The following is an 11,185-nucleotide window of genomic DNA, read 5'->3' as shown; positions in this document are numbered from 1 at the left end:
GGTGGGTTGAGCTGGGTGGGGGGATATGTATCGGTGGCGGCGGTGATCAGCTTGATTGCCGTGCTGTGCCTGAAAGAGACCCGCAATACGCAGCTGTAAGTAAATGGGGCCGCGTTGCGGCCCTTCGCGGGCACGCCCGCTCCCACAGGGGTAGCGCCGAAACCTGTGGGAGCGGGCGTGCCCGCGAAGGGCTGCAACGCAGCCCCAATCGGATCAGAACTCGACCTTGACCGCCTGCGCAGCACGGGTCGCCTTGGCCCGTGCCAGTTCGACCGACTCGTCACGCGCCAGGCACACACCCATGCGGCGGGTACCGTTGATTTCCGGCTTGCCAAACAGGCGAATGGCGGTATCCGGCTCGCTCAGCGCCGCGCCCAGGTTGGCAAAGCTGGTCTGCTGCGACTGCCCCTCGGGCAAGATTACCGCAGAAGCCGAAGGGCCGAACTGGCGCACTACCGGAATCGGCAGGCCAAGAATGGCGCGGGCATGCAGGGCAAACTGCGACAGGTCCTGGGAAATCAGGGTCACCAGGCCGGTGTCATGCGGGCGTGGCGAGACTTCACTGAACCACACCTGGTCGCCCTTCACGAACAGTTCCACGCCAAACAGGCCACGGCCGCCCAGGGCATCGGTGACCGACTTGGCCACCCGCTGCGACTCGGCCAGCGCCTTCGGGCTCATGGCCTGCGGCTGCCACGATTCCTGGTAGTCGCCCTTCTCCTGGCGATGGCCGACTGGCTCGAGGAAGGTAGTGCCGCCGACATGGCGCACGGTCAACAGGGTGATTTCGTACTCGAAGTCGATGAAGCCCTCGATAATCACCCGCCCTTTGCCGGCGCGACCGCCTTCCTGGGCGTAGTCCCACGACTTCTGCAGGTCGGCATCGCTGCGCAACAGGCTCTGGCCCTTGCCAGACGAACTCATCACCGGCTTGACCACGCACGGGTAGCCGACATCGGCAACGGCCTTGGCGTAGTCTTCGTAGGTGTCGGCGAAGTGGTACGGCGAGGTTGGCAGGTCCAGCTCTTCGGCGGCCAGGCGGCGGATGCCTTCGCGGTTCATGGTCAGCTGGGTGGCGCGGGCGGTCGGCACCACGGTGAAGCCTTCGTTTTCCAGCTCGACCAGGGTGGCGGTGGCGATGGCTTCGATTTCAGGGACGATGTAGTGCGGTTTCTCGGCCTCGATCACGGCACGCAGGGCCACGCCATCGAGCATGTTGACCACGTGGCTGCGGTGCGCCACCTGCATTGCCGGGGCATTGGCGTAGCGGTCGACGGCGATCACTTCGACGCCCAGGCGCTGCAGCTCGATCACCACTTCCTTGCCCAGCTCGCCACAGCCGCAGAGCAGTACACGGGTCGCGGTAGGCGACAAGGGGGTTCCGATACGGGTCATTTCAGGTCCTCGAAGGCGTCCGGGGCCGCACCAGGCTTGGCGCCACCCGCTGAAAAAGGACCGCTATTCTACACCATCAACCCGCCACGGCGGCCCGCCGGGCGCGAAATGCCATGGCCAGCCACACGGCGGTGACACCGGCAAATTTCGAGGCCATGGCGGTGCCGATCACGGCTGGGGTCAGGGCACCGATCATGCCGAAGAAGATGAAGGTGTCCACCGGGATGCTCAGCGCCGAACTCAGCCACAGGCGGTCGCGCAGCGGCCGGCGGGTGATGCTGAATACCAGCCAGTCGATCAGTTCGGAAATGAAGAACGCAGTGGCGCTGGCCAGGGCGATGGCCGGTTCCGAAGTGACATAGGACAGCACCAGCGCCGCCAGCATGGCGACCAGGGCCCCATGGCCGAAGCGGGTCTGCACCATGTCGCGCAGGATGAACACCAGGCCGCCCCAGGCGGACCAGATGATGTCCAGGTGTGGCGCGCTGGAGAAGGCGTAGTTGATCAGCACTACGCTGCTGATGTAGGCAATCAGATAGAACATGGCGGGTAGTCTGTGGGCAAGCCGCACAGATTACCGCTGGCTGGTTCGCGGGTAAACCCGCTCCCACAGGTACAACATCAGGTTCGAGGGCTACGCGATGCCTGTGGGAGCGGGTTCACCCGCGAAGAATCCAACACGGTGGATGGCACCGGCTGCGCCGGTGTTCGCGGGTGAACCCGCTCCCACAGGGGGGGCGAGTCAGCCCTAGAGGATGAGGCCAGCCTCTACTGCCCTTTCATGGCAAAGCTTGAGCACCGCCCGGCGCTCGTCGTTGTCCATCCGCCCCCAGCGGCCGATCTCGGCCACGGTTCGCTGGCAACCGGTGCAGATATCCTGCTCGTCCAACGCACAGATACTCACGCACGGCGAGGCCACCGGCCGCTCCACGACATCATTCATCGTCAACCACCAACTCCCGCGCATAACGCTGGGCATTGTGCACGTAATGCGCGGCACTGGCTTCGAGCATGCGCTTCTGCTGTTCGGTCAGCTCGCGCACCACCTTGCCCGGCGAACCCATCACCAGCGAACCGTCGGGGATCTCCTTGCCTTCCGCAATCAGCGCATTGGCGCCGATGATGCAATGCTTGCCGATACGCGCGCCATTGAGGATGACCGCATTGATACCGACCAGGCTGTAGTCGCCCACCGTGCAGCCATGCAGCATGGCGTTGTGGCCAACGGTCACGCCCTTGCCAAGGGTCAGCGGAGAGCCCATGTCGGTGTGCATCACCGTGCCATCCTGCACGTTGCTGCCTTCGCCAATGTCGATCAGCTCGTTGTCCCCGCGCAGCACCGCGCCAAACCAAACGCTGGCATTGGCCTGCAGGCGCACCTTGCCGATCAGCGTGGCGTTGGGTGCGGCCCAACTGGTGGGGTGGCTCTCGACCCGCAGGTCGCCCAGGCGGTATTTCATGCTTGCTCCTCAGGCTGCAACGCAGACGACGGGGTTGGCCCCGCTCAGTTTTCGATGTAACGCTCAGGGGGCTGGTGCAGGCTGATGCCGGCATCGAACAGCAGGTTGACCAGTTCGACGATCATGATCGCCGACAACCCCCAGATCTTGTATTCGCCATAGCGATAGCTGGGCACATACCAGCTGCGCCCCTGGTAATCGATACGGTGGGTATGATCGCGCGGGTCCTGGCGGAAGAATTCCAGCGGCACGGTGAATACTGCCGCGATCTCGGCATCATTGGCACGGTATTCGACAAAATCGGGGATGAGCCCGACGAATGGCGTCACTTTCAGGCCGTGCAGCGAAATCAGCGGGCTGAGCGGGCCGATCACTTCAACCAGGCCTGGTGGCAGGCCGATTTCTTCTTCCGCTTCACGTAGCGCGGTGAACACCAGGTCCGGGTCTTCCGGGTCGCGGCGGCCACCGGGAAAAGCCACTTCACCGCCGTGAGTGGACAGGCCCTTGGCACGCAGGGTCAGGACCAGTTCGGGCGCTTCGCTGCGGGTGATGGGCAAAAGAACCGCCGCTTCAGGGAACCGCCGGTCGGTTTCCAGTGATGCGGGTTGGTGGTTGCTCATTCGGCGAAGTAGCTCGTCCAGCATTGCGCACACTCGTATTCAAGGCCTGCCTTGCATGATGCACCAAAGGCGCGAAGCACCCAAGCCCTGTGCGCTTGCGGCAAACCGGCCGTCGCGCCAAGATAAACCTGAGCAAAGGGAACCCCGAATGAAATACTGCAGCGCCTGCGGCCAGCCGGTCACTCAGCAGATTCCCGAGGGCGACAGCCGCCTGCGGTATGTCTGCGGGTCTTGCCGGATCGTCCATTATCAGAACCCCAACATCGTTGCCGGCGTGTTGCCGACCTGGGGCAGCCAGGTGCTGCTGTGCCGGCGCGCCATCGAGCCACGCCGAGGCTTCTGGACCTTGCCTGCCGGTTTCATGGAAAACGGCGAAACCCTGGACGAGGCCGCCCGTCGCGAAACCGTCGAGGAAGCCTGCGCCCGGGTCGCCAGCATGAGCCTGTACCAGCTGTTCGACCTGCCACACATCAACCAGGTGCACGTTTTCTTTCGCGCCGAGCTGGCAGACCTTGATTTCGCGATCGGCGTCGAAAGCCTGGAGGTGCGGCTGTTTGAAGAACATGAGATACCGTGGGGCGAGCTGGCTTTCCGCACCGTCACTCGCACACTAGAATGCTACTATCGCGATCGCATCGGGCAGCACTACCCAATAGGCCATGAATACCTGCCGCCGATGAACGTCTCGCCCACCACCTAGAAACCTTCGGGGATACCGTTACATGCGTTGGTTGCTTGCCCTTTTCTGCCTTTGCGTTACCTCGGTGTCCCAGGCGGCCTTCACCGAGACCATCATCCGCAAGCCGCAGCCGGCAGCGCAGAACCTGTCGCCTTCGCAGCAGGCCATGCAACCGCTGATCGACAAGGTGCTGGTGATCAAGTCCGAACGCCGACTGCAGCTGATCAGCCGTGGCGAACCGCTGAAGACCTACCGCATCTCGCTGGGCAAGCAGCCAAAAGGCGCCAAGGAGCGCGAAGGCGACAAGAAAACCCCCGAGGGCCTGTACTGGCTGGACTGGCGCAAGCAGAGCGACCGCTTCAACCTGGCCATGCACATCAATTACCCGAACATCACCGATGCCGCCCGTGCCACCCGCGAAGGGGTGAGCGCCGGCAGCATGATCATGATCCATGGCACGCCGATCGACGACGAGTATCCGGAGTGGTACTTCCACACCCTGGACTGGACGGACGGCTGTATTGCCATGCGTAACCGCGACATGCAGGAAGTGTGGGACCTGGTGCGGGATGGCACGTTGATCGAAATTCGGCCCTGATAGCGGGCCTTTCAACTGACGCTGTAGGAAGCTTCCCACCTCCAGGCAAGAACGCGCCTTACAAGCGCTTAGGCCGGGTACTGCATCCAGGCGCCCCCCCTAGTTTTTAGCATCCACGCAGACGAGTACGAAATCCGTACATCATTTGCGGGGTGCTTCAATGCCGTTCCACATTCACCGCGCCACCTGCTGGGCGCTCACCTGCTGCCTGTCCGGTTTGCTGACCGCGCCTCAGGCGCTGGCCGACGACCCCGCCAGCCAGCAACTGCGCGATCAGCAGCGCGGGCTGCGACAGCTGGAACAGCAACAGCGGCTGGAACGCTGGCAGCGCCAGCCCGCCCCGGCTGAAAGCCACGACACCACCGCCCCCCTCCCGCACGACCAGCGTTGCTGGGCCATAACCGGCGTACGCGTGGCCGGCAACCGCAAGCTTTCCGACTCGGCGTTAACGCCAACCCTTCGCAGGTTCATTACCCCATGCATGGGCATCGCGGAAATCAACGGGCTGCTGAAAGCCATCACCCAGCGCTATGTGCAAGCCGGATACCCGACCAGCCGGCCTTACCTGCAGCAACCGCCACAAAACGGCGCACCGCTGAACCTGGTCATCGTCGAAGGGTTCGTCGAGTCCATCGAAATGGCCGGCCCCGAATTGCCCCTGTCCCTCCCCGGCGCCTTTCCCGGCCTGCTCGGGCAGCCACTGTACCTGCCAGCCCTGGAGCAAGGCCTCGACCAGCTCAACCGCCTGCGCGCTTATGACCTGTCCGCAGAATTGCTGCCCGGCGAACTGCAGGGCGGCACCCGGGTTGTCGTGCAGCCGCGCAAGGTGGCCTCGCGCGGGCACCTGGACAGCCGCTTCGACAACCGCGGCAGCGACCTGACCGGGCGTCATCGCCTTAACCTCGGCTTCGGCCTGGACAGCCCGCTGGGCCTCAATGATGACCTGCGCCTGTCGCTGAACGGCACGGTGCTCGATGCGCCGGGGCAAAGCCAAGGCATCTCGCTGTACTACAGCATCCCCTACGGCGCCTGGACCTTCGCGCTCAGCGCCAGCGAGCTGCGCTACGAGGCGCCGCTCCCACACAGCCGCCAGGTAGCCGACGGCAGCAGCAGCTACCAGGGCCTGAGCGTCGAGCGGGTGCTGTGGCGCAACCAGCAAGGCATGCTCAGCGCCAGCGCCCGGCTGGACCGCAAGCAAATGGTCAACCGCAGCGCCGGCGCGGTGATCGTCCAGCAGAGCCCTACCCTGGTCTCCGTGGAGGCGGGCATCAACCTGCTGTGGCTCGAGGGAGGGCTGTGGAATGGCTACCTCGGTGTCGCCCAGGGTGTCGACGCCTTCGGTGCCGACCGCTCAGCGCTGGGCGCAGAGCGCCTGCGCCCGGATTTTCGCAAGTACCGCGCCAACCTGCTGCACCTGCGCCAGGGCCCGGCCAACCACCCATGGCGCTGGCAGAGCGAGCTGGGCCTGCAATACAGCAGTGACCCGCTACCCGCCGTCGAGCAGTTGCTGGTCAGCGACGATTCGGCCGTGCGCGGGTTTCGCCTGCGAACCTACTCCGGTGCCAGCAGCGCCGTCTGGCGCAACACCGTCAGCCAGCCGCTGCCGGAGGGCTGGGCCGCGCCTCTGCAAGTACGCCCCTACATCGGCCTGGACCTGGGCTGGACCCGCACTGCCGAAGGCAAGCCTTCCCAACGCCTCGCCGGGGCCACCGTCGGTGCCGAACTGAGCCTGCCCGGCAGCCACCTGCGCCTGGGCTACCAACGCGCGCTGTATGCCAGCGACCTGCCCCGCCCGCTGCTGGAACCCGGCTTCTGGGTGGTGGAACTGGCCCTGAACATCTGAATCACCCACAACAAAGAGAACGAGAACATGCAAACACTCTCGCAGTCACCGTCGTCCCGCCCAGATACCTTGCGCTGGGCCATCTTCCTGGCCCTGCTCGGGCCCGGCACCGCACTGGCCCAGGGTGGCCTGGCAGCAACCAGCGGCCCCGGCGGCACACCGGTCATCAACGACGGGCACGGTGTTCCGGTGATCGATATCGTCGCGCCAAACGCCAAGGGGCTATCACACAATCAGTTCCTCGACTACAACGTCGACCGCTCCGGGGTGGTGCTGAACAATGCCACCCAGGCCGGGCAGTCGGAACTGGCCGGCGCCCTGGCAGCCAACCCGCAATTCCAGGGCCAGGCCGCCTCGACCATTCTCAACGAAGTGGTCAGCCGCAACGCCTCGCTGATCGAAGGGCCGCAGGAAATCTTCGGCCGCCCGGCCGACTACATCCTGGCCAACCCCAATGGCATCACCCTCAACGGCGGCAGTTTCATCAACACCACGCGCGCCGGCTTCGTGGTGGGCACCCCCGAGTTCGAGGGCCAGCAACTGAAGTACCTCGACACGCTGAACGCCAGTGGTACCCTGCAAGTGTTCGAGGGCGGCCAGCGAAACCCCAACGGCGCCCTCGAGCTGATTGCCCCGCGCGTGGACGGCAAAGGGCTGCTGATGGCGCGCAACTCCATCGATATCACCGTCGGCCGAAACCGCATCGACAGCACCAGCGGCGAAATTGTCGAGCACCTGCCCGGCACCCCGTCCAGCATCGATGCCAGCCTGTTCGGCGCCATGCGCGCCGGGCGCATTCGCGTGGTGAGCACCGCAGAAGGTGCCGGTGTGCGTGTGGGGGCATCGCAGCTGCTGGGTATAGACGGGGTCGACATCCAGTCGGCCGGCGCCCTGCAGGTCAGCGGCAAGGCCGACAACCCCGTCGAACTGCACAGCGAACAGGGCGATCTGCGGCTGACTGCTGCCGATGACCTGACACTCGAAACCGTCGATGGGCAAGCTCGGCGAATCGAGGCCAAGGCCGGTAGAAAACTCACGCTGGACGCCACAACTCGCGAGAACATCGAGCGCGACAGCGAAAACTGGAACAAGAAGTTCCTGTTCGTCACCCGCGAAACCTACAACCGCGAAACCACCACCACCCAGCAGCAGCAACAGGGCAGCAGCTTGCAAGGCAAGGACGGCGTGCTGCTGCAATCCGCTGACGACATGCGCCTGGTGGCTGCCAAGGTGGATGCTGGCAATGAGCTGACCCTCGACAGCGGCGCCAACCTGGCCATCGCTGCCGGCATCGACAGCCAGCACACCGAAGAGCAGGTTCGCCACCGCAAGGACTTGTGGCGCGGTGACAGCGATACCGACCAGTACAAGGAAACCGCACAAGGCAGTGCGCTCCAGGCCCAACGCATGACGCTCAAGGCAAGGAATACCGTCGATGTGAAAGGAAGCAGCCTGCACAGCCGCGGCGACATGGCGATCGAAGCCAAGGAGGCAACCATCGGTACCACCGCCCTGCAGGAGCGCGGCACCCGGCGCGACTATCGCGGCGACCTGGTATCCGGCACCTTCTTTGGCGACCGCAAGGGTAACGACAGCGAAGGCCAGGCCGTCGCCGGCAGTAGCGTCACGGCGAATGGCAAGCTGACCGTGACAGCTGAGCAGGTGGCCATCAAGGGCAGTACCGTGCACGGCAAGGAGGACGCGGTGCTCTACAGCACAAAAGGTGCACTGGCCATCGAAGCCGACCATGGCCGCATCACCTCCACCGACCGTACGAGCGACAGCAAGCTGTTCGGCCTGATTGGCAGCGACCGCGAGAGCACCGAGCGTACGCAACAGGTGCTGACCAGCGACGTCAGCTCGGCCAGCAACCTGCGCCTGGCCAGCGCCGAGGAAATGCGCATCCAGGGCGCCAAGGTCGCAGCGGGCGGGCACCTGCAGGCAGAGGCCAAGGGCGACCTGCTGATTACCAGCGTGCAAGCGGTTGGCGAGCGCGAAACCCGCAACCAGCAACATGGTTTCAGCGCCAGCGCCAAGCAGACCCAGGAGGCCGAGGATGGCAAGCCCGAGTCCCGCCAGTACTCGGCCGGCGTGGCCTATGACGTTGCCACCACCAGTAGCAAGCAGCGCACCACCAGCCAGGTCGCCAGTGAGCTCGAGGGCGCCTCGGTGAGCCTTGGCAGCGGGGCTCACCTGCAGGTCAACGGTTCCACGGTGAAGGCCACCGCAGGCGACCTCGATGTGCAGGCCCAAAAGGTGACCCTGGGGGCAACCCGCAACGACCGCGACAAAACCACCAGCACCACCCACAGTGGCGGCGGCTTGACGGTGACCGGCGGAATCGACCGGCTGGGCAGCCTGTTCGAAGGCCACCACAACCGCCAGGTGCAAGCCGAACGCGACAGCAAGGTGCAACGCAGCACACTGCAGGCCAGCGGCGACCTGAAGATCAGTGGCGATGAACTGGTCTCCGAGGCCGCACGCGTCGACGCCGGCAACACCCTGCAGGTAACGGCCAAACGCATCGACAACCGCGCGGTGCAGGATACCGAGGAGCGTGAACAAAGCCGTGACGACTGGTCGGGCAGCCTCGGCGCCAGTGTCGAGTACCGCGACCTTACCCGCCCCATCGAACGCCTGGTGCTGGGCGAAGAAGCCGCGCGCTTCCAGCAAGCCTCCCCCGAAGACGCCATGGCGCCGCCCAGCGTTGGCGCCGACATGACCGTGGAACACCTCAAACGCCTGGAAAACCAGCGCCGCGGCTTTGCCCAGGTGAGCGAGTTGTCCGGGGCCAAGGTCGAGGTCAAGGCCGACAACATTACCGACCAGGGCACCGCCTGGCGCGCCAACGCCGGCAAACTGCAGATCGAGGCCGCACAACACCAGATGCAGGCTGCCGAGAACACCCAGGAAAATACCGTGCAACGCCTGGCCTACGGCGGTGATGTGCGCCTGGATACCAGCACCGGCGAAGACCTGAATGTACGCGCCGCCGGCAAAGGCGGCTCGCTGGACAAAAAGGACAGCGTCAGCAGCGCCGTACCCGGCAGCCTGTATGGGCAACAGGGTATCCAGGTGCAACTGGGCAGCTCTGGTCGTTATGAAGGGGCACGCATCGATGGCGGTGAAGGCAGCGTGGTCATGAGCAGCGCCGGTTCGCTGACATTGCCACAGGCAAACGACCGCACCGATCAGCAGTCACGCCAGCTCGACGGCAATGCCTGGGCCAAGGTCGGTAACCGCCCGGGCAGCACCGGCGTCGATGGCCGGGGCTACCTCGACCACGGCCAGAACCAGAGCACACAGCACAAGGCCCAGGTCGCGCAGATCGACGCCAAGGGCCAGGTACAACTGAACAGTGGCGGCGACCTGATGCTCGAAGGCACCCGCATTGGCAGCCGTGAGGCCAAGACTGGCGACATACAACTGCAAAGCGGGGGGCGGCTGCAGGTCAAGGCAGCCAGCGATACCCAGAACGCTAGCGGCGCCAAGATGGGCGGCGGCGTGGAATTGGCTGTAAAGGCGGGCAACACCAAAGGCGGTGCCATAGGCGGCCACTTCAGCCACGGCAAGCAGGACGAAGAGGCACGCCAGGCTGTAGCTGCCCAGTTCGCCAGCAACGGCACACTGACCCTGGGCAGCAGTGCCCGCGAGGATATCGCCCTGCATCTCGAGGGCCTGCAGGCCTCGGCCGGCCAGATAACCCTCGACGCATCGAATGGTGGCATGCTGGTGGAAGCATCATCCAGCCAGGAGCGACGTGACAACCTCGACATCACCGCCGGGGCGGGCTTCGACATGGCCAAAGGCGCGCTGGACACCCGCGGCCTGCATGGCCGTCTCAAGGTGGAGCTCGACAAGCGCGACAACCTGACTTGGAATGCCAGCGACCTGCGCGCCGAGCGTATCGACCTGCAAAGCCGTGGCGATACTCGTCTCGAAGGCGTCACCCTGGAAGCTGGGCGTATCAATGGAGTGATCGACGGCGACCTGCGCATCGCCAGCCGCAAGGACAACGTCGATACCCTGAGCGTGAAAGGCGATGCCCGGCTGAGCCAGGAGAAAAACCCGCGGGGCTACGTCAACGCGGCCACTTCGTTGACAGGGCCGCTGGGGAGCAAGGTGGAGAAAAAAGCTGGTTCCGCCCTGAGCAAGGCAGACCCGGGGATCTCGCCCACCTTCAGCCTCGATGTGTCGCACACGCAGCGCGACAGCGTAGGCCAGCAGGCCACGCTCAACGGTAGCGACGGTATCGACCTGCGGGTTGGTGGCAACGCTCACCTGGTGGGTGCACGCTTGCAGTCGGCCAAAGGTGATGCGGTGCTCGACGCCAACTCGGTGACCCGGGAAACACTGAGCGGTAACGACTATCGTCGGGATGTGTCGATCGATGCGTCCAACTCGCCGGTGGACCTGGGCACGGCGGTGGCCGGGCTAGCCAAGGGCAAGGGGGCGGCGGATGGGGAAAATGCACTGGACCTGGGGTTGTTGAGGACCAGTGGCCACAATCGCAGTGAGCAGTGGGCTTCGAGTGTGCAGGGCAAGAAAAACTGAAGCAGGCGCCGCGCTGGAGGGCACGGGCTTCGCCCG

At 64.8% G+C, this 11,185-nt stretch carries 10 protein-coding genes; 5 read left to right on the top strand and 5 right to left on the bottom strand.

Going from position 1 to position 11,185, the window contains the following annotated elements:
- On the top strand, positions 1 to 99 hold a 99-nt coding region (locus J5M58_RS27985; protein ID WP_243432402.1), incomplete at its 5' end, for a hypothetical protein.
- Positions 100 to 213: 114 nt separating this feature from the next.
- Here J5M58_RS27985 and purT read toward each other — a convergent pair.
- The 5 genes from purT to J5M58_RS17970 all read right to left on the bottom strand — a co-directional run bounded on the left by purT (position 214) and on the right by J5M58_RS17970 (position 3,499).
- Complete coding sequence (gene purT, locus J5M58_RS17990; protein ID WP_207878953.1) at positions 214 to 1,395, bottom strand: formate-dependent phosphoribosylglycinamide formyltransferase; 1,182 nt, start codon at positions 1,393 to 1,395, stop codon at positions 214 to 216.
- 76 nt (positions 1,396 to 1,471) lie between these two features.
- Positions 1,472 to 1,939, bottom strand: a complete 468-nt coding sequence (locus J5M58_RS17985; RefSeq protein ID WP_003252131.1) for a VUT family protein — start codon at positions 1,937 to 1,939, stop codon at positions 1,472 to 1,474.
- Between the two features lie 204 nt (positions 1,940 to 2,143).
- Positions 2,144 to 2,338 carry a DUF1289 domain-containing protein gene (locus tag J5M58_RS17980; protein ID WP_133970320.1) on the bottom strand — a complete coding sequence of 65 codons (195 nt, stop codon included), beginning with the start codon at positions 2,336 to 2,338 and terminating at the stop codon, positions 2,144 to 2,146.
- Positions 2,331 to 2,855, bottom strand: coding sequence for a gamma carbonic anhydrase family protein (locus tag J5M58_RS17975; protein ID WP_112250926.1), 525 nt, complete (start codon positions 2,853 to 2,855; stop codon positions 2,331 to 2,333). Before J5M58_RS17975 ends, J5M58_RS17980 begins: the two co-directional genes overlap by 8 nt.
- Positions 2,856 to 2,899: 44 nt before the next feature.
- Entirely contained in the window at positions 2,900 to 3,499 is a 600-nt protein-coding gene (locus J5M58_RS17970) for a CoA pyrophosphatase (protein WP_003252125.1), read from the bottom strand.
- A gap of 124 nt (positions 3,500 to 3,623) precedes the next feature.
- On the opposite strand from J5M58_RS17970, the gene J5M58_RS17965 reads away from it, so the two are divergent.
- From J5M58_RS17965 to J5M58_RS17950, 4 genes are all read left to right on the top strand, one after another.
- Positions 3,624 to 4,175 carry an NUDIX hydrolase gene (locus J5M58_RS17965; RefSeq protein WP_112250924.1) on the top strand — a complete coding sequence of 184 codons (552 nt, stop codon included), beginning with the start codon at positions 3,624 to 3,626 and terminating at the stop codon, positions 4,173 to 4,175.
- 22 nt (positions 4,176 to 4,197) lie between these two features.
- Positions 4,198 to 4,752, top strand: coding sequence for a murein L,D-transpeptidase family protein (locus tag J5M58_RS17960; RefSeq protein WP_112250922.1), 555 nt, complete (start codon positions 4,198 to 4,200; stop codon positions 4,750 to 4,752).
- Between the two features lie 160 nt (positions 4,753 to 4,912).
- Positions 4,913 to 6,595: a ShlB/FhaC/HecB family hemolysin secretion/activation protein gene (locus J5M58_RS17955; protein WP_207878951.1), complete on the top strand. Its 1,683-nt coding sequence runs from the start codon at positions 4,913 to 4,915 to the stop codon at positions 6,593 to 6,595.
- A 27-nt stretch (positions 6,596 to 6,622) separates the two neighbouring features.
- Complete coding sequence (locus J5M58_RS17950) at positions 6,623 to 11,149, top strand: hemagglutinin repeat-containing protein (RefSeq protein WP_207878949.1); 4,527 nt, start codon at positions 6,623 to 6,625, stop codon at positions 11,147 to 11,149.
- The last annotated feature ends 36 nt before the right edge of the window (positions 11,150 to 11,185 follow it).

Origin of the sequence: Pseudomonas sp. 32_A (genome assembly GCF_017490905.1) — a bacterium.
GTDB classification, from domain to species: Bacteria; Pseudomonadota; Gammaproteobacteria; order Pseudomonadales; family Pseudomonadaceae; genus Aquipseudomonas; species Aquipseudomonas inefficax.
This window is presented reverse-complemented; position numbering and strand designations above follow the sequence as displayed.

Bases quoted from the DNA above. Each gene is read 5' to 3' on its own strand.
- J5M58_RS17970 (WP_003252125.1), bottom strand. From the start codon at position 3,499: ATGCTGGACGAGCTACTTCGCCGAATGAGCAACCACCAACCCGCATCA.
- J5M58_RS17960 (WP_112250922.1), top strand. From the start codon at position 4,198: ATGCGTTGGTTGCTTGCCCTTTTCTGCCTTTGCGTTACCTCGGTGTCC.
- J5M58_RS17950 (WP_207878949.1), top strand. From the start codon at position 6,623: ATGCAAACACTCTCGCAGTCACCGTCGTCCCGCCCAGATACCTTGCGC.
- J5M58_RS17955 (WP_207878951.1), top strand. From the start codon at position 4,913: ATGCCGTTCCACATTCACCGCGCCACCTGCTGGGCGCTCACCTGCTGC.
- purT (WP_207878953.1), bottom strand. From the start codon at position 1,395: ATGACCCGTATCGGAACCCCCTTGTCGCCTACCGCGACCCGTGTACTG.
- J5M58_RS17965 (WP_112250924.1), top strand. From the start codon at position 3,624: ATGAAATACTGCAGCGCCTGCGGCCAGCCGGTCACTCAGCAGATTCCC.
- J5M58_RS17975 (WP_112250926.1), bottom strand. From the start codon at position 2,855: ATGAAATACCGCCTGGGCGACCTGCGGGTCGAGAGCCACCCCACCAGT.
- J5M58_RS17985 (WP_003252131.1), bottom strand. From the start codon at position 1,939: ATGTTCTATCTGATTGCCTACATCAGCAGCGTAGTGCTGATCAACTAC.
- J5M58_RS17980 (WP_133970320.1), bottom strand. From the start codon at position 2,338: ATGAATGATGTCGTGGAGCGGCCGGTGGCCTCGCCGTGCGTGAGTATC.